Here is an 18,431-nt window from a genome sequence, read left to right as displayed (position 1 = left end):
ACATTTTTGGCCGTTCCGACGATCCACAGACACCTTAAGGGTTTTAAGCCCATTAACCGCGGTTGTCCCCTTAACTGTCCACAGGGTTATCCACACGTGCCTGTTAATAAGGTATGGATGCGCGGCTCAGGAGTCCCGCTGCTGCTGCTTGATCCGGTTGGTCAGCTCGGTCACCTGGTTGTAGATCACACGGCGCTCGGCCATGAGTTCGCGGATCTTGCGGTCAGCGTGGATCACCGTGGTGTGGTCGCGGCCGCCGAGTTCCTGGCCGATTTTGGGCAGTGACATGTCGGTCAGTTCCCGGCAGAGGTACATGGCGATCTGCCGGGCCGTCACCAGGGTGCGGGTCCGCGACTTGCTGCACAGCTCTTCCATGCTGAGCTTGAAGTACTCCGCGGTCTGCGTGAGGATCTGGCTGGACGTGATTTCCTGGGCGCCGTCGTCGGTGATGAGGTCCTTGAGGACCATTTCGGCCAAAGCGACGTCGACCGGCTGCCGGTTCAGGCTGGCGAAGGCAGTGACCCGGATGAGGGCGCCCTCGAGTTCCCGGATATTGCTGGAAATCTTGGAAGCGATGTATTCCAGGGCATCATCCGGCGCGGAGAGGCCTTCGCTGAGGGCCTTCTTCCGGAGGATAGCGATGCGGGTCTCCAGTTCCGGCGGCTGGATGTCCGTGAGCAGGCCCCACTCGAAGCGGGACTTCATGCGGTCTTCGAAGCCTGCCAGCAGTTTGGGCGGCTGGTCGGAGGTGATCACAACCTGCTTGTTGTTGTTGTGCAGCGAGTTGAAGGTATGGAAGAACTCCTCCAGCGTCCGGTCCTTGCCGGCGAGGAACTGGATGTCATCGATCAGCAGGACGTCAACGTTCCGGTAGGTGGTCTTGAAGCTGGCGCCTTCGTCGTCACGGATCGAGTTGATGAAGTCGTTCGTGAATTCCTCGGAGTTCACGTAGCGCACCCGGATGCCGCTGTAGAGACGGCGGGCGTAGTGGCCGATCGCGTGCAGCAGGTGTGTCTTTCCCAGTCCCGAGTCACCATAGATAAACAGCGGGTTGTAGGCCTTCGCCGGCGCTTCAGCCACGGCCACCGCGGCTGCGTGGGCGAAGCGGTTGGAAGATCCAATCACGAATGTATCGAAAACGTATTTGGGGTTCAGCCGACCGAATTCGTGGGAGGTGCTCGGCAGCATGGGCTGCGGCTTCAGCTCGACCGACTGGTCAGCTACGAGGGAAAGCTCGACGGCGGATTCGGGCTCTTCGTGGAGGGGCACCAGATCTGTGTCCACGTCGATGGCGCAGCGGATATCGTCCGAAAAGACGTTGTGCAGCGCGTCGTCGAGTGCGTCCTTTACCTGGGTCTGGAGTACTTCGCGGGTGAGTTCGTTGGGGACGGCGACCAGGAGCGTGGAACCGATGAGGCCCTGGGCTTGGGCGAGGATGACAAAACCGCGCTGCCGCGGAGATACGCGGTCGTCCTGCTCGAGAAGATTCACCACGCGGCGCCAGGAACTTCCGACAGTATTGGCGTGGTTTGCTTCGTCTACTGTCATCAATCGGGTTCCTCAAGCTTGCTTACCTGCATTACATGCAGCCACAAGCCCGGATCCAGGATGCTGGCCCGGCTTAATCCACAGGGTTATGCACAGTCCGTGGATAATCGGCTACTGGGACACTCTAGGGGATGAAAAGCCTAGAAGATAGCTGGGAAGTAGCTTGTGGATAATTACACGGCTGTGGTTCGAAAACAGGGCCAGTGACCCACTTCATCCACAGGTTTGGACCGCTAGTTAGCCACAGCTGGGGAAAGCTGGCAGCGGCCCCTCCGGTTTGACTCCAAGGTGCGGCCTGGCCTAACGTTGTGGAGTCCTTTGTGCCTGCTTTCTGACCCCATTTTGGACCTTCCAAACGCCCAGCGTCGCGGAAAACCGGGGGAAGCAGACACATACAAAAAACTTAGCGTCGGCCAGTTCTTCCCCTTTGATCGGGTGGGCGCACCTTTGATCCACTGGAGTAACTAACGTGAGCAAGCGGACTTTTCAGCCGAATAACCGCCGTCGAGCCAAGAAGCACGGCTTCCGCCTTCGTATGCGTACCCGCGCCGGCCGCGCCATCTTGGCTGCCCGCCGCGGCAAGGGCCGCGTCGAACTGTCGGCCTAAATACTGACTCGTCGGTGATCCTTCCTTTGCGGGTTTAACGGTGCTGGCCACCAGGAATCGTCTTAGGACCTCAACCGATTTTTCAACAACTGTACGTTCCGGCGTCCGCAATGGACGCCGGAACGTAGTGTTATATACGGCAACTATCGGGGCCGATGAACCAAGCCGGATCGGGTTCATTGTTTCCAAGGGTGTCGGGAACGCTGTTGCCAGGAACCTCGTTAAGAGGAGACTTAGGGAAGCCGGCGCCGCCTCGCTGCGCGAGTACGGTACCGGGTTCGCTATTGTGGTGCGTGCGTTGCCTGCATCGGCGACCGCCAGCTGGCAGGAACTGCTGACGGATTACAACGCTGCCTTGGAAACCACCATGAAGCGGCTGAAAGGCCGCCATGAACGGTCGACGGGAACTGGTTCGAACGGAACAACACGGGAAGGGACACAGCGTGCTTGACCTGACTGCCGCCGTCGTCCGTTCTTCAAAGTCCGCAGCAGCGGCTGCCGGCAGATTCATCTGGAACCTGCCGCGCAATATCCTCATTCTTCTGCTCCTGGCCTACCGCAAGGTGATTTCACCCTTGTACGGCCAGGTCTGCCGCTTTTTTCCTTCGTGCTCGGCATATGCGCTTGAGGCCATCACCGTTCACGGTGCCGTCAAGGGAAGCTGGCTCGCGGCGAAGCGTCTGGTGCGCTGCCATCCATGGAATGCCGGCGGCGTGGACCATGTCCCCGCCGGCCACCGGGAATGGCCTGAAAACCAGACCCCCACAATTGTTGTGCTGAACAACCCGGACAAGTACCTGGCTGCTCGGACTGATGAAGAAGGCCGCACTGCGGCCTGACGAATAGGGATATCGTATGGACTTCTTTGAAACAATCATGTTTCCGTTCAAATGGCTTGTGTCCATCATCATGGTGGGCTTCCATGAGGGCCTGAGCAGCATCGGGCTGCCCGAGGCCAGCGGCTGGACCTGGACGCTGTCCATCATCGGGCTGGTGCTGGTGATCCGTGCCGCCCTCATCCCCGTCTTCGTCAAGCAGATCAAGGCACAGCGCGGCATGCAGCTCCTGCAGCCTGACCTGAAGAAACTGCAGGAAAAGTACAAGGGGAAGACTGACCAGCTGTCCCGCCAGGCCATGGCCCAGGAACAGATGACCCTGTACAAGAAGCACGGCACCAACCCGTTCTCCGCCTGTTTGCCCATGCTTATCCAGATGCCGTTCTTCTTTGCCTTGTTCCAGGTGCTGTCGGGCATCAGCGGCGCCCGTGACAAGGGTCTCGGCATCGGTGCCATGAGCCACGATCAGGTGGCACAGTTCGATGAGTCCACCATCTTCGGTGCCCCGCTGTCGGCAACGCTGCTTCATAACCCCGAAGGCAACCCTGTCGCGGTTACGGTCCTGACCATCGTGATGATCCTGGCCATGACGGCCTCGCAGTTCATCACGCAGAAGCAGATCATGGCCAAGAACATGTCCGAAGAGGCCATGGCGAGCCCGTTCATGCGCCAGCAGAAAATGATGCTCTACATCCTGCCCGTCGTCTTCGGCGTGGGCGGCATCAACTTCCCCATCGGTGTCCTCATCTACTGGACCACCACAAACCTGTGGACCATGGGTCAGCAGTTCTTCGTGATCCGCCGTATGCCGACGCCGGGTTCCCCCGCCGCCAAGGCTCTCGCCGAGCGCCGCGCCGCCAAGGGCCTTCCGGCCCTCCCCATCCTGGGAAGCAAGAAGGTCGACGTCGAGGCAGAGGCCGCCGCTGCAGCTGCAGTAGCGCAGGCCAAGAGCCAGCGCATCCAGCCACAACGTAAGAACAGGAAGAAGAAGTAATGTCTGTTGAAAGCTCAGAGCACGCACTTTCCGCTGAAATCAGCGAAGACCAGGACAACGCAGCCGAGGCCGGGACTGCGGCCGATAAGGGCACAGCCGTGAGCCGTCTGGAAGAAGAAGGCGACGTCGCGGCTGACTACCTTGAGGAGCTGCTCGACATTGCCGACATCGACGGCGATATCGACATCGAGGTCCGCAATGGACGCACCTACATCTCCATCGTTACCGAGGAGGAATCGGCGAGGCTGGAAAGCCTCGTGGGCCGTGACGGTGAAGTTCTCGAGGCTCTTCAGGAACTGACGCGCCTGTGCGTTCTTTCTGCGACAGAAAACCGCTCCCGCCTCGTGCTCGACATCAACGGATACCGCAAGGAACGCGCCGGCCACCTGCAGAAAATTGCCGAGGATGCCGTGGCCACCGTCAAGGAAACCGGTGAAACCGTCGCTCTGGAGCCGATGAGTGCCTACGAGCGCAAGATCGTCCACGACGTCGTTGCTGATCTGGGATTCGTGAGCGAGTCCGAAGGCGAAGGTGCTGGCCGCCATATCGTCGTCTCTGCTGACTGAAGCGCCGGCTGACTGACTGATGGTTGAAATTACGGCAGCTGAGCGCCAGGCGGCGGAGAAGATCTTCGGCGACCGCCTGGGCTTGGCGGAACGGTACGTCGAGCACCTCGCAACGTCGGGTACTGAACGCGGCCTCATTGGCCCGCGGGAAATACCCCGGCTGTGGGGACGGCACGTCCTGAACTGTGCTGTCATCGAGAGTGAAATCGCGCAGGGAAGCCACGTTGCCGACGTCGGCAGCGGCGCCGGGTTGCCCGGCCTCTGCCTTGCCATCGCCCGTCCGGATCTGGAGCTTACGCTCATCGAACCGTTGGAACGCCGGGTGATCTGGCTCCAGGAAGTCGTTGACGACCTCGGACTGAGCAATGTCACCATCATGCGCACCCGGGCCGAGCTTGCCGTAGGTATGGTCAAGGCCGATGTCGTCACAGCCCGCGCGGTGTCAGCCCTGAGCAACTTGGCCGGGCTCACCATTCCGCTTCTTGACGGGGAAGGCGAAGTCGTTGCCATCAAGGGACGCAGTGCGGCAGAGGAAATCCAGAAGGCCGCGAAGGTCATTCGTAAGCTGGGTGGGGTAGAGACCTCGGTCGTCACCGTTGGCCAGAATCTGCTGGAAGAGCCCACCACCGTGGTGCGTATCGTAGTGAAGAAGTCCCAAAAGATCGCCTAGTCCAGGCCCGGTGCCGCAGGTCTTGATGATGAAGCGGTTAGGCTAGAGAGCGGCAGCAAAAGCCGAACGAGAGTGAGTGTGTCCCAGTGACCAGTAGCGAAACCTTCACACAACGGATCCCCCCGTTTGTGTCTTTGGGGTCGGCACGCGCCGTTGCTGGACCCACCATCGCTGCGGCCTTGAATCACCTGAATCCGGTTGCAGAAAAGACAAATCTCGCCAAGGTTCCACGTGAAACGCTGGACGAATCCAACGTTCTGGATACGTTGGACGACTCGAGCCCCATTGCCCGGGAGCTGGCGCACGAGAACAGACGCCGCGAAAGGCTGCTGGGCCGCGAGCTTCCGAAGCCCGAGAAGACCCGCGTCTTCACGGTTTCAAATCAAAAGGGTGGCGTGGGTAAGACCACCACGACCGTCAACATCGCTGCGGCCTTGGCCGCGGCTGGACTCAACGTTCTGGTCATTGACATCGACCCACAGGGCAATGCCTCCACAGCCCTGGGCATTGAGCACCACGCGGACGTGGACAGCATTTACGACGTCCTGATCAATGATGTTGCTCTTGAGGATGTCATTGCGCAGTGCCCCGATATCAGCAACCTCATCTGCGCCCCGGCCACGATCCATCTTGCCGGAGCCGAGATCGAGCTTGTCTCCCTCGTGGCCAGGGAACAGCGTCTCCGCCGTGCAATCGACGTGTATGCGAAGGTTCGCGAGAAAAAGGGCGAGCCGCGGCTGGACTACATTTTCATCGACTGCCCGCCGAGCCTTGGACTGCTGACCGTCAACGCCTTCTGCGCTGCCGGCGAAGTCCTGATTCCCATTCAGTGCGAGTACTACGCCCTTGAGGGGCTAAGCCAGCTCCTGAAGAACATCGAAATGATCCAGAAGCATCTGAACGCTGATCTGGTCGTATCCACCATCCTGCTCACCATGTATGACGGCCGCACCAACCTGGCAGCACAGGTGGCCGCTGAGGTTCGCCAGCATTTCCCGAACCAGGTGCTGGGAGCAGTTGTCCCCCGCTCCGTGCGGATCTCCGAAGCACCGAGCTACCAGCAGACCGTCATGACTTACGATCCATCCTCCAGCGGTGCCCTTTCGTATCTGGAAGCCGCAGCGGAAATCGCTGAGCGTTAGAATTTTCCAAACACTGCAACAGCCGGAGCCTGGCCTAGCCGGGCTCTTCCGATGGAGGGATTTATCCATGAGCGATAAGCGACGCGGGCTCGGTCGCGGACTTGGCGCACTCATTCCAAGTTCCGCCGCCAGCGCTTCCGTTGACGGGGCAGCGCCGTCACGCCCAGTGGATCTGTTCTTTCCGGAAGCACGCAAGACTGAGCGCGCTGCCGTGCCGGCCACAGAGGCCATCGACTCTGAAGCAGCTGCCGCTGTTGACGAACCCAAGCCGGCTGTAGCTGGCAAGGCCGATGAGTCGCCGTCAGCCAATACTCGGTCCGCCAGTACGAAATCGGGAGCGACGCCCACCAACGTGGCTGACAAGGAAGCGGATTCCGATTCGAGCGGGAAGCCACAGTCTTCCGGTGCCGCCGAAGGACAGGCTGATGTTGAAGCCAACACGCCGGAGGTCGCTTCTCGCAACGGCTCCGCGTCAGCATCTCGTGACGACGTCGAGCTCGTTGAAGTACCCGGAGTCCGGTTCGCAGAAATTCCGGTCACGGACATCCATCCGAACCGAAAACAGCCCCGTACCGTCTTCGACGAAGACGACATGGCGGAGCTTGTTCACTCCGTTCGGGAAATAGGCGTCCTCCAGCCAATTGTGGTCCGCACTTCAACCGAAAAAGGTGGAGAACCCTACGAGCTCGTCATGGGCGAGCGTCGTTGGAGGGCAGTTCAGGCTGCCGGACTGGCTACTATCCCGGCAATCGTTCGGGACACCACGGATGATGATCTTCTGCGCGATGCGCTGTTGGAGAACCTGCACCGTAGTCAGCTGAATCCGCTGGAAGAGGCCGCAGCCTACCAGCAGCTGCTCGAGGATTTCGGCACCACCCATGAACAGCTGGCGGACCGCATCGGACGCTCCCGCCCGCAGGTGTCGAATACACTTCGCCTGCTCAAGCTTCCTCCTCTAGTTCAGCGTCGGGTGGCTGCCAACGTTCTTTCCGCCGGCCATGCCCGAGCACTTCTTTCCCTGCCGGATGCCGCGGCCATGGAACGTCTCGCCCAGCGCATTGTGGCCGAGGGTATGTCGGTGCGCGCCACCGAGGAAGCAGTCACACTTCACCGGGATCCGGCAACCCCCGCTAAAAACAACATCCCGCGTCCCGGCGCGCGGCATGAGCGCCTGGACTACTTGGCCTCATCCCTTTCGGATCGTCTGGACACCAACGTGAAGATTTCGCTGGGAGCGCGTAAGGGCCGCGTCAGCATCGAGTTCGCGAGCGTCGAAGACCTCAACCGGATTATGGATGTTTTGGCGCCTGGATCCGAAAGTTAGACGCTGATCCGAAAGTTAGACGCTGAACAATGGAGGGGTTCGTTTCATGTGAAACGGACCCCTTTTTTGTGCGCCGGCTTATGCGGCGTTCTACCCTGTGATCGGTTCTGTGTGGCGTGATTCGCGCCGTGTTGGCTCGGTAGGTGGAGTTCCTGGCGTGGACTGCCGGTTCCCTAGGGGTTGATCTTCTCGGGTTCGGGAGCTGGTGCTGGATCGCTGGGTTTCTGCTACTTGGGTTGTTTCTGCGGTAAGAAGCGAGGCATGGGAGCTGAATAGGTGGATTTCCAAAAGCTAGACGGCATGAAGGAGGGGCCCCAGCCGGCATGGAAGACAAGGGAGATCCGCCCGCGCTGGATGTGCGTGGACGATTTTTCACGTCTGCTCTGGACTCCCTCGGTATGTGCGGATCGGGTCAGCTTGCAGCGCGACAACTGAAACAGGCGATGTTCCGGGCACTAGAATGCGGGTGTAGCGGCCTATAGCGATGGGCACCATGTAATGCCCATTTGGTTCGAATTCAGTTCCGTGATGGCCTTCTAGTGACGCGATGGCCTTTTATCGTAGTTGTTCGCTGGTCTTTTTGAGCGAAATGCATCGCTATGTAGATATTCCAACTCCTCCCTGGCAGCCATCCGGCGCTAGCAGGTACTCCAGGGATGCTGCGTTAATCGTTCTTCTGCAGCTCTGAGTGGGCCTTCTCGGCCTCTAACAGACAGAAGAGAGTGAAGTAGCGCTCAAGGCAGCTGCATGGACGTGTAGGCGCGCTCTCTGATCTGGGCAAGCCTGCCCGCTCATTCTAGGTCCAGATCGGTGCTTTCCACAGGTTTCAGGCTAAGAGGTGGGCGTGAATGTAGGCTTACGTCCTTTTGCAGCAAAGGGACATGTGGTTCCCCGTAACAAGTTCTTGCGCTAACGGCGTGGTCGCTGATTGAAACCCCCTTTGTGAGCGGAAACCACGGCTTTTCAGGGGTCCAAACACTCCTGCGCAGGGTCTTTTGTCCTGGAGGTAGGTTTCGGATCCTCATGCAGGGGCACGGTTTCACGTGAAACAGGGCAGAGTCCCCCGCAGGTGGTGTTGCTCGCCCGCTTCTGAGTGCAAGTGTGGAGTTCTCGGTCTGGACTATCGTGCTGTCTCTGCTCGTCGACCCAGATGCGAGCGATCTAATCGTGCAAACCATTCCTTCGCAGTGCCCGATCTGCGCTCGATTCGTTGGTGCTTTGTCCTGGAGATAGGTTTCAAATCCTCGCGCAGGTGCATGGTTTCACGTGAAACCGGCCAAGATGGCTGCAGGTAGTGTGGATTGCCCGTTTATCATGGCAAGTTGTTGTTCTCGGCCGGGACTATCATGTTGTTGCTTCTCGCCGGGCCACTGCAATATTCTCGTCGCGCCACGGATCAAACTCGAGCGATTTGACGGAAGAGATCAGTCCTGGCGCTGTCTGAAGTGCTTTGTGATGTGAAAGGATCACCTGTCCCCTTGACGCCCTTATCCCCGGCCTCCGCTGGGGCGTGCGGCAAGGTCCGACCGGACAAGTCCCCACGCCGCCACGCAGAGTGCACCGTTATCCATGTCCGCCAAAGCTCCCGGACACGATGGTGGACTGCTCACGATGGTGGACTGCTCCTCGGGGCGTTTGCAAAGTTTCTGACGCTGGCATTTTAAGGAGCGCTGAACCACTGAAGCGCCAGCCAAGCTTAGGCACCGCAACTGCTGAAATCTCTGAGGGGTAATGCACCGGAACCCCGTGGGAGGGTGTTTCACGTGAAACGTGCGCGGTTGGTACGTTTTCTGAAGTCTTGAGCGTGTTCACTCTGCGTCTGCGTTCTGGCAATTCTGAACGTTCATCGCTTGGGGAATGGGTCGTTCATATGTAACGACGCTGCTTAATTGGCATTGGGTAGGATAGGCCTCACGCCTAGCAGCAGCAGGGGTGTAATCACCGTGCGCCGATGCGGACGCAGCTAGTGCGCTGGCGTCGTATGTCCACCAAATGATCTCGGGCCGCCGTCACGCAGGGGCTCAAATGGAAACCCTCAAATTCCAAACTCTCAAGCGTAGGACCTAGCTACCCGAGTGCGATCCGCAACATCTTCCGCCGACAGATCCGAGGTTGAGGCTGCCGTGACTTCCCTCGCTTCTTCCCGTTCTTCTTGCTCCCCCGACCGCATTGAGAATCTTGGAACAGGGAACGTGGGTGGGCAGAAAGCATTCGAGGAGAGTGCGGCCGCTGAAGCCTGGTACGGCCTGGTGTGGCGCAGAAGGTAGGTGTGGCGCATAAATGTCACGAGTTATAGAGAAAATAGTGTGGGCCCACTTGTAGCTCGGCCGTATGCTACGTCCGAGGGTGGGTGCCTGCGGAGTCGCTTGAACTATCCGACCCGTGAACTTTAGGACCGATGAACACTATGTCTGCAGGACCTTTCTAATCGCTGCTCAGGGGCTGCCGACGACCACAACCTTGGCTGCATTGCCGTTTCACGTGAAACCAAGTCGTGGTCTGTTTCACGTGAAACAGGATGTGGGATGGTGAGATGAATAGTCTGCGCTATTGAAGGAGGAGGAGATTCGGTGCCCTCCCGTAGTAGGAGGGAAGAAGCTTCCCCAGAGCGCAGCAGCCTCCCCAGAACGAGGTAGCCTCCCGAGAATGCGGAGGGGAGCGGCGCCGGCGTGTGGCGGAGCTGATCTTCCGAACGGCGTGATCGTTCACGGCGCTTAGGTACTGTCTGGGCTGGTTACCGCGACATCGGGTCTTCCCTGCCGGACGTCGTGATAGCTGTCTATCACGGCAACGGGAGTAGCGCTCACTCCGAAGGGGCGTTGTGATGCGATGCCCGTTCTGACGCAACGGGAGTTCTGCTGGTTGCCCCAGAGCTGGACGATCGAGGGCAGGGGAATGTCTTCCTTATTCATGGCGTCTGTCCGATCTGAAGACCAGGATACTGCGCCCTATTTGTGTGGCTGAGTGCGCCCTACGTACCCGCGGCCTGTGAGAATCGGCTCCTCAGGGGATTGCAGGCACTTGGTGGTGAGCGTTCATACTACGGACCTGGTGTTGAATGCCTTATGGCTCACACCTCACGCAGTGGTGGCCCACCACTCGTTGACGATCGAGCTGTTGAAAGCACCGTGGCGGAGCAAGGCTGATGCCATCAAGACAGCCGAGCTGCCCCAGATCCTGGGACGCTCCCCAACCACCGGAACGGCAAGGACCTGGCAGATATCTTCCATGGCTGGGTCACTTTTCCGAGGGCTCTCCATGGAGAAGGGTTCTACTTCTTGCTTCCCTTCGACCGTGCATTCGAGCTTGGTCTGCGCTGGATGCACGTGTCTCGGGCAACGAGTGCATGTGGAAGGCAGCGACCGATTGTGGATATAGGCGTGGATAACGCGGTGGAAAATCCTGTGGATAAGTTTGGGGATAAGTGTGGGGACAACCGGCTCAACCGGCATCAATCGGGGTGGGATCCGGTTGCATGTTGATCCCTGGGCGACTCCCCATTTGAACCGCGAGCCGGACCAACGACGCGTTCGTTTCACGTGAAACGATTGTGACGAGCATCTCATCTCGAAAATGGGGAGAAAAACATCGACGGGCAGCCGTAGGTTGAGCGGAAAGGGTTTAATTTCTGCTTGAAACACGCCCACATTCGAGGACACGCGCCTGCCCGGAATCTGGGCCTCGGTTGGTCCGATAGCGACACCCACTTCAGATGGACCCTACAAGCTTCGGTAGACGCCCTGTCGAAGACGCACCCTATCACATCTGGTCTGTGGAAAAGACTGTGGAAAAGCCTGTGGCTTGTGCTGTGGATAACCATGTGAATAATCTCATGCTTGTGGGTTTGGCAATCGCCTCGAACCCCCACCTCGGCCCCATTCTTTCCGTCTCTAGCGATGCGTTCCGCGGGTTCCGTCTTTCCGTTTCGCTGTTTCGATGCTGCGTCTCAGGTCGAGTCACCCCCTCGTAGGGGATGGAACTGCATCCCGAGCTGGCTGGGCTCCATGACTCTGCGCCGTCTGTGTGCAGCCGCCGACCTGATGTTTGGCCTGATCTCGACCTGGGCTGGTGATTGACTGCTACACCCAGATTCTTCCAACTGTCCTAGCTCAGGAGTTGCCCGTGGTCCTGTTAGCGTCGGTGGACGCCGGCGGTGATCAACTGGATGTCTCCAGCGCACTGCCACCCGCGTTGTGGAATCCCATGGATTCCACGAACGACCTCGGACCATCTGCCTTGGAGGTAGGTTCTTCGGGACCCCGGGCCCCAGCTACATTTCCCTGAGTGTCTCCCAGAAGGGCGTTTCGCTGGAAGAGCCTCTTGCACCGCTCGGGGGTGATGGGCCCGAGTGTGTAAGATCTTGTCTTCATCAGGCCGCCAGCCCTCCACGCCCGAGTTCGGCCAAACAGCAAATCGATAGCCCTTGAGCCTCATTCTGTGAATGATGTTGGCGGTAACTGACGCCATCCTCGAAAGGGCGATTTAGAGGGACGGGATTTATGGGACTGCCTGATGACATGGGCCACCTGATGGCCCGCCGATAGCCGCGACCTATTCAGGCCAAGCGATTAGACAGCGGTGGCCTGATGCAGCAGAAAGCCCTCGATTAGGCAGCTCCCCCACAATATGTGCGGCTGTTGCAGGGTATGAAGGATCGTCTGGACGTATTCGTGGCTATTGTCGTCCGCGCCCGGCTGCGGAGCCTGATGGAGCGCTGCTCGGTACAGGCGCCCCAGCATACCTTCATTTTGGTATCGCAGACTCAGTCGGACAACAGAGGTCAGCATGCTTCCAATAACCCGATGGCCCCCAAACTCGGGCGGTGTGGCCAGATGACACCCCATCACAGACAAGACCGTGGGCCGGCTTCCCCTGTCAGCCTGTGGGCGTGGTAGTTCGCTGGAGTGTTTCACGTGAAACAGTTGCGTGGTCAGCAGCGCGGGCGAGACGGCGGCGTCCCCGTGGTGATGACGCCGTTATGACCAGCTCGCACGGTGGGAAAGATTGGTGCGTCCGGCTAGCTTTGACGTAGATCATTTGTTTCACGTGAAACGACCCCCCGTACTTTCTCACCTGGGTCGCCCCTCGAGGATTCGTGTGCGGCAATATCCGGCAAGATGCCTGCGTCCACCGATGACAGATGTATGCCCGTTTAGAACAAATAGGCACGCATACGCCGCACGTCATTGGGTAGCAACGGCGAACGTTTCCTCTATCGACGATGTCGATGGATGTGTGTTTCACGTGAAACGACCGGGCTCTTTCCGCTGCTCCGACAAACGGCATCATCGCACGCGGCATGCGGCGCCTGTTCGTGTGGGCCCAGGAGTCATCATGTTCAGTCAGTCAGGCATCACGAGTATGTGAATGACCCGCACGCAATTCAAGTGGAGGTGGGCATGTAGCCACCACGCTGCGGAGCACAGGCGCATTGAGGAGCCCGGTACGAAGGGCTCTTAGTCCTGGCCGCTCTTTGCCACGTAATGGTTTTCCGCATGAAGGGTACAAAAGGTGTTCGGAAGCAGGACGCCTACGATTTAGGTGAAACAGGCTCAGTGGCCACCGAGGCAGGGCGGTTCTGCCTTCCTTTACTCCTCCGCTCCCCGCTTACTCTATGCCAGTTGTTCTAGGCTGCTCCTCTGCCTATTCACGCGCGAGTGACTGCCCGGAATGCAGAATTTGCCGGAATGGAACATTGGTGGACTTGCCGGAACAGGAATGTTGGCGGACATTTCGGATGCGTTTATGGCCGAGGATTCGATTCTTGCCCGTCTGCAGGAGCCCGTCTGCAGGAACCCGTCTGCAGGAACCCGTCTGCAGGAAACTGGGCTGGGGGTCGGAGAGGACCCGTTTCGCTCTGTTGGCACAGCTAACTCAGACTCCTCTGGTCACCATCACGCGACCGAAGGCGCACTGTGGCCTTGTGCGGATAACTGACGCTCTATCCACTCGCAGATCCAGTATGCCGATTCCGCCGTGCTCGGCGTAACCACGTCCTGGAGCTGCGGGCTGGAGTGTATTTAAGAAACTGATATCGGTTATGAATACGGTTTGGGAATTGCCGTTGCCGTCATCATTGGCACTAAAACAGGTCCAACACCTATCACAGGACATGGGTTGTCACCATTTTTCCTGGGCATCTTCTCAAATTCTGCATTTGAAGGGATTCGTTTGGCTGAGTGGCCTGGCACCCCGAATAGTTCCGGGATCTGGTTGAGGATGCTCACGTCAAACTCGCCCATCTCGGCGAGGGAGCGGATCCAACGCTCCTATCCTCATGGATTTGTCTTGGTCGAGGGCAGAGTTTCTTGCTGAAGTGGCGGGTGTGCCGCCACCTGCTAAACGAGCTAGGCGCGTTGTTTCACGTGAAACATGACCGGCAACGCTGCCAGCGCCATCTGGAATCTTGATTGAGGCAGAGCCTCTCCTGACGCTAAAACCCGACGTTGGCTTGGCAGATTGCCTGGTCGTTGTGTTGGGTGGACCTGCTAAACGATCGTCGGTCCACGATTTTTCAGTGGTGGGCGGTCGACATCTCGTTATGCCGGTTGAGCTCGGGTACGCTGATTCGGCGAGGGCAAGGCTCTGCATGTCGGACCCGAGGCGTCGTCGCGTGATGCGTTGACTGGCCCCGACTGCCGCCGAGTGGGACTATGGCCACTTTGTGGCTACTCGAAGTTTTCCAATGCCGGTGACTGGCGGCTTTGGAGAACCGCCCTTGCTCTTCCGGACCCTCGGTGAACCCAGATGGGTTCCAAGCTTTCACGAAGCCAGGATGGGACAGTGGCGCCACAGAGTCAACCACGGCGAATCCACGGATTAGCGGTCGGTTTAGAGGGAAATGGTCAAACAGAAGGAAGGGATGTTTCACGTGAAACACCTTGCATGAGGGCAATCGGTGCGGGCCACCTCAAGCATTCGCCGACCACGTCTTGGACAGTCGTCGGCAGGCCCTGTCTGGGAGCAGGCCCGTTAATCTGGGAGCGGGCCTGTTAATTCTGCAAGGGACACCGAGCCCGCTCCGCCTGGCCCGTCCCAGGATATTTCTGCAGCGGGTCGCCGCATCGGGAGCGGCGTGGAAAACTCATAAGCAGATTTGGCCTGACTCCCCCTCGGACTCGCCGCTGGAGAGCAGGGCATCTGGGCGAAAGACACATCCGAATGAGCCGCGTGTTGGTTGATATCACGCTCCCGCAGACCTTGAAACCAACGCTTGAGGTGCAGAGCCAACAGAAGCTCTCCTCTTCAATCCCCCCGACCAATGCCCGACAGCAGCCCATCGAGGCAGCCAGCTCGGGTAGCCCGCTCAGCTAGTCGGCGGCGAAGACCACCGGAAAACAAGAGTGGCTACCACTCCCCTGGAGTGGTAGCCACGAGCCTGCCGCCATACGGCGGCAGGTGACGCGCTCTTGTTAGGACAGAACGTCCGCAAATTCCTTCTCGAAGAACTGCTTGGGCTTGGCCCCGATGACAGTGCTTTTCACTTCGCCGCCCTGGAACAAGTAGACGGCCGGGATGGAGGTGATGCCGTACTCGGCCGCGATGGCGGGGTTGTCGTCGACGTTTACCTTGACGACGTTCACCTTCTCACCGTACTCCACCGAGATCTCGTCCAGGATGGGGCCGAGCTTCCGGCAGGGGCCGCACCATTCGGCCCAGAAATCCACGATCACCGGCTTGTCAGCAGCGAGTACGTCCGTGCTGAAGCTTGCGTCTGTTACATCTTTTGCGTTGCTCATAACCCTTGTCTCTCTCTTCGAATGATGCTCAGCGCCGGTCAGGCGTGAAGGTCAGCGAGGTAGTGCTCGACGTCAAGCGCGGCGACACAGCCGGAACCGGACGCCGTGATGGCCTGGCGGTACGTGGGATCCACGACGTCGCCGGCCGCGAAGACTCCGCTAATGCTGGTCCGCGAGCTGCGGCCCTCCACAGCGATGGTTCCGGCGGCTGTCATCTCCAGCGTGTCCTTGACCAGTTCGGTCCGGGGATCGTTGCCGATCGCGACGAAGACGCCGGTTACCGCCAGCTCGGACTCAGTTCCGTCCAGCAGATTCTTGAGCTTGAGGCCGGTGACTTTGTCGTCCCCGAGTACGTCGTCCACGGCAGTGTTCCAGATGAAGCTGATCTTCTCGTGTGCCTGCGCCCGGTCGCCCATGATCTTCGAGGCCTTCAAGCTATCGCGGCGGTGAACCACAGTGACGGAGCGCGCGAACTTGGTCAGGAAGAGCGCCTCTTCCATGGCGGAGTCGCCACCGCCAATGACGGCAATGTCCTGGTCCTTGAAAAAGAAACCATCGCAGGTTGCACACCAGCTGACACCGTGACCCGAAAGACGCTTCTCGTTCGCGAGGCCGAGCTCGCGGTAGGCGGAGCCGGTGGAAAGAATGATGGACCGGGCGCGGAAGGTCTCCCCTGTTGCGATGGTCACGGTCTTGATGTCGCCGTCGAGCCCCAGCGCGGTAACGTCCTCAAACTGGATTTCAGTTCCGAAGCGGACGGCCTGCTTTTCGAAGTTCTCCATCAGGTCCGGACCCATAATGCCTTCTGGGAATCCAGGGTAGTTCTCGACGTCCGTGGTGTTCATCAGTTCACCGCCGGCAGTGACGGAACCCGCAAGAAGCAGTGGCTTTAGGTTGGCACGCGCCGTGTAGACAGCCGCTGTGTAACCTGCCGGACCGGAGCCGACGATAATGACATCACGTACTTCTGACGCGCTGTTTTCTGCGTTGCTCACTGAACGGTGAACCTCTTCCTTAATCGACGGGCCAGCCTCGCGGCCGGCCACATGGCACAACTGTTTGGTGATGCCGAATATTCCAGACGTGTTGGACGCTGGACGCAGCCGCTTCGGGGCCTGCACGGACAGATCATCACAAGACGCTCCCCAAGGTTACCGTCTTGACCTGTCTCAGGGCGCGCGCGTTACCTTGTGGTACGCCTTATCAGGCACCAGCCGGGCTGCGTGCCCAAACGCAGGCACCAATGCCTGAAGAACTGACGAACAGGGCAGGGCCAGGCACCCGTCTCCTTCAGGACTGGACTCGCTACTGGATGCGGATCTCCGCAAGGCGGAGGCCGAAGCCGTAGCGGGTCTTCGGGGCAGCGAGCTTGGGCAGGTTCTTGATGGACACGATCACGTACTGGGCCGTCACCGGCTCAGCGAGCGGCATGGTGAGGTCAGGCGAGGTGAAGCTGTTGGTGCCCACCTGCTTGGCCCCGTCCATCGACGGTCGGTCGTTGGTGAAGACGCTGATGCTTCCACCCGACCCGCCCAGCTGGTTGAGGGTGATCGAGGAGACCTTGGACGGGCCCTTCAGCTTGACCACAAGGGGAACGCCGTCGGGAGCCAGACCACCCCAGTTGTCCGTTGCGAACTCCATGTCGGACCAGTAGCTGGCAGCGTTGCCGTCGAACGTCTTGCTGAGATCGTTGTCGTAGGTGGAGGCGAAATCAAAGGTGCCCTGACGCGTGACACTCTCCACCGCGGGCGGGCCCACCGCCGGGGCCGTGCTTTGGGTGGGCGAAGGAGTGGCCGTCTGCGGAGCAGCTGACGATGCCGGTGGTGTCGACTGTGCCTGGGGCGTGGTCTTGAACAGGCTCCCGAGGTTGGTGACAGCGAAGATGAGCCCGACAATGAGGACGGCCGCCAGCAGGCCGCCAACCAGCCACCGCATGGAGCGCGGTTCACTCTGGGGGTTGTGATCTTCGTCGTGGTAGTCGCCTGCTGCAGCCGGACTGGTGGTCCTGGCGACCGCAGGGAAGTTGCCGGCCCTCCGGTCCGAGTGCCCGCTGTTTTCGTGCTGGGCGTTTTGGTCGTCGGCGTACTCGTCCGCAACTGGATAGTCGTAGTCGTCCTCGGACCATAGCGACACCCTGGGCTGGTCGTCGTCGACGCCAGCACCGGCAGGGGCGCTCTCTTGCGAGCCGACTGACGGATTGGCGGAACGGTTGCCTTCGCGCTGGAGCAGAGCTTGCTCCACGTTCTCACGCTGGACCGGCTGGGGTGCAGTCGTCTCGGGAGCTTCCGTCTGCTGGCGGCCACGGGTGGCGGCCGCGCCCCCGGCAGCGGCACCGGCTGCCGCGCCGGCGCCCGGCGGAACAGAGCCGGGGCGGCCAGGCGGAAGGGGCGGAACAATGGGAGCCTTGCGCCCAGGGACGCCCGGTGAGTTGGCGCCGGCAGGCTGCTGCGACGCGCTTGGACGGGAGCCGTGCTCACCGGAGTTGCGGCCCTGCATGGACGCGGGATACGAGTCTGCCTGCCGCGGGTGGGCATCGGCGTAACTAATGTAGCCGGCGTCAACCTCTTCCTCGTCGTCGTAAATTTCCGGTTCAAGGGAGCGTGCCTGGCCGAAGATCTCACTGCCCAGCGTGTCCGTAAAGAACGGTTCGACATAGGGGGGGTTGGAGGCAACCACAAGGTCCAGCAGGTCAACGGCGGTTGTGTGGTTGGTGATCAGGTATGTGGTGGAGTCGCTGACGCCAAGATCGAGGATCTGCACGTTGCCCGGGCGCTCCCCGGTGGCCACTTCACGGGCACTCTGAGCCACCTGGTCCGCGTTGTGCGGACCGGCCACCAGGATGCTGACCGGACGGTTGAGCACCTGGTCAACACCGTCGAGCACCAGATCCTGGTCATGCGAACTCAGTACTGTGGCCGTGACCTTATAGCGGCCGCCAAGTACTGATCCGACATCGATCGGGTGGGACACGTGTTCCTCCTAGGCTGTCCGGGAATTGCGCGGGC

13 protein-coding genes are annotated in these 18,431 nt (G+C 59.8%); 8 read left to right on the top strand and 5 right to left on the bottom strand.

What is annotated here, in order from left to right:
* Nucleotides 1-126: 126 nt before the first annotated feature.
* Nucleotides 127-1,548: a chromosomal replication initiator protein DnaA gene (gene dnaA / locus J7E80_RS15255; protein ID WP_215053001.1), complete on the bottom strand. Its 1,422-nt coding sequence runs from the start codon at nt 1,546-1,548 to the stop codon at nt 127-129.
* 469 nt (nt 1,549-2,017) lie between these two features.
* Between dnaA and rpmH the strand changes: the two genes are divergently transcribed.
* The 8 genes from rpmH (at nt 2,018) to J7E80_RS15215 (ending at nt 7,687) form a co-directional block, all read left to right on the top strand.
* Nucleotides 2,018-2,155: a 50S ribosomal protein L34 gene (gene rpmH, locus J7E80_RS15250; RefSeq protein WP_011776797.1), complete on the top strand. Its 138-nt coding sequence runs from the start codon at nt 2,018-2,020 to the stop codon at nt 2,153-2,155.
* 40 nt (nt 2,156-2,195) lie between these two features.
* Nucleotides 2,196-2,606 carry a ribonuclease P protein component gene (gene rnpA, locus J7E80_RS15245; protein ID WP_215052999.1) on the top strand — a complete coding sequence of 137 codons (411 nt, stop codon included), beginning with the start codon at nt 2,196-2,198 and terminating at the stop codon, nt 2,604-2,606.
* Nucleotides 2,599-2,994 (top strand): membrane protein insertion efficiency factor YidD, encoded by a 396-nt coding sequence (gene yidD, locus J7E80_RS15240; RefSeq protein ID WP_215052997.1) that lies wholly within the window; start codon nt 2,599-2,601, stop codon nt 2,992-2,994. Before rnpA ends, yidD begins: the two co-directional genes overlap by 8 nt.
* 16 nt (nt 2,995-3,010) lie before the next feature.
* Nucleotides 3,011-3,985 carry a membrane protein insertase YidC gene (gene yidC, locus J7E80_RS15235; RefSeq protein WP_215052995.1) on the top strand — a complete coding sequence of 325 codons (975 nt, stop codon included), beginning with the start codon at nt 3,011-3,013 and terminating at the stop codon, nt 3,983-3,985.
* The gene (locus J7E80_RS15230; RefSeq protein ID WP_215052993.1) at nt 3,985-4,551 is read left to right on the top strand and encodes a R3H domain-containing nucleic acid-binding protein; all 567 of its coding nucleotides are present in this window, start codon (nt 3,985-3,987) and stop codon (nt 4,549-4,551) included. Before yidC ends, J7E80_RS15230 begins: the two co-directional genes overlap by 1 nt.
* Before the next feature lie 19 nt (nt 4,552-4,570).
* The gene (gene rsmG, locus J7E80_RS15225; protein ID WP_215052991.1) at nt 4,571-5,221 is read left to right on the top strand and encodes a 16S rRNA (guanine(527)-N(7))-methyltransferase RsmG; all 651 of its coding nucleotides are present in this window, start codon (nt 4,571-4,573) and stop codon (nt 5,219-5,221) included.
* A gap of 86 nt (nt 5,222-5,307) precedes the next feature.
* Nucleotides 5,308-6,363 (top strand): ParA family protein, encoded by a 1,056-nt coding sequence (locus tag J7E80_RS15220; RefSeq protein WP_311380850.1) that lies wholly within the window; start codon nt 5,308-5,310, stop codon nt 6,361-6,363.
* A gap of 67 nt (nt 6,364-6,430) precedes the next feature.
* Nucleotides 6,431-7,687, top strand: a complete 1,257-nt coding sequence (locus J7E80_RS15215) for a ParB/RepB/Spo0J family partition protein (protein WP_215052989.1) — start codon at nt 6,431-6,433, stop codon at nt 7,685-7,687.
* A 3,077-nt stretch (nt 7,688-10,764) separates the two neighbouring features.
* On the opposite strand, the gene J7E80_RS15210 is transcribed toward J7E80_RS15215, so the two are convergent.
* The 4 genes from J7E80_RS15210 to J7E80_RS15195 all read right to left on the bottom strand — a co-directional run bounded on the left by J7E80_RS15210 (nt 10,765) and on the right by J7E80_RS15195 (nt 18,396).
* Complete coding sequence (locus J7E80_RS15210; RefSeq protein WP_215052987.1) at nt 10,765-10,917, bottom strand: hypothetical protein; 153 nt, start codon at nt 10,915-10,917, stop codon at nt 10,765-10,767.
* A 4,182-nt stretch (nt 10,918-15,099) separates the two neighbouring features.
* The gene (trxA, locus tag J7E80_RS15205) at nt 15,100-15,426 is read right to left on the bottom strand and encodes a thioredoxin (RefSeq protein ID WP_003800194.1); all 327 of its coding nucleotides are present in this window, start codon (nt 15,424-15,426) and stop codon (nt 15,100-15,102) included.
* Nucleotides 15,427-15,464: 38 nt separating this feature from the next.
* On the bottom strand, nt 15,465-16,421 hold the full coding sequence (gene trxB, locus J7E80_RS15200) for a thioredoxin-disulfide reductase (RefSeq protein ID WP_215052985.1): 957 nt from the start codon (nt 16,419-16,421) through the stop codon (nt 15,465-15,467).
* 310 nt (nt 16,422-16,731) lie between these two features.
* Nucleotides 16,732-18,396: an ABC transporter substrate-binding protein gene (locus J7E80_RS15195; RefSeq protein WP_215052983.1), complete on the bottom strand. Its 1,665-nt coding sequence runs from the start codon at nt 18,394-18,396 to the stop codon at nt 16,732-16,734.
* Nucleotides 18,397-18,431: the final 35 nt, after the last annotated feature.

Origin of the sequence: Arthrobacter sp. ISL-28 (assembly GCF_018613875.1) — a bacterium.
Lineage (GTDB): Bacteria > Actinomycetota > Actinomycetes > Actinomycetales > Micrococcaceae > Arthrobacter.
Note: the sequence above shows the minus strand (reverse complement) of the source record. Positions and strands in the feature narration are given on the sequence as shown.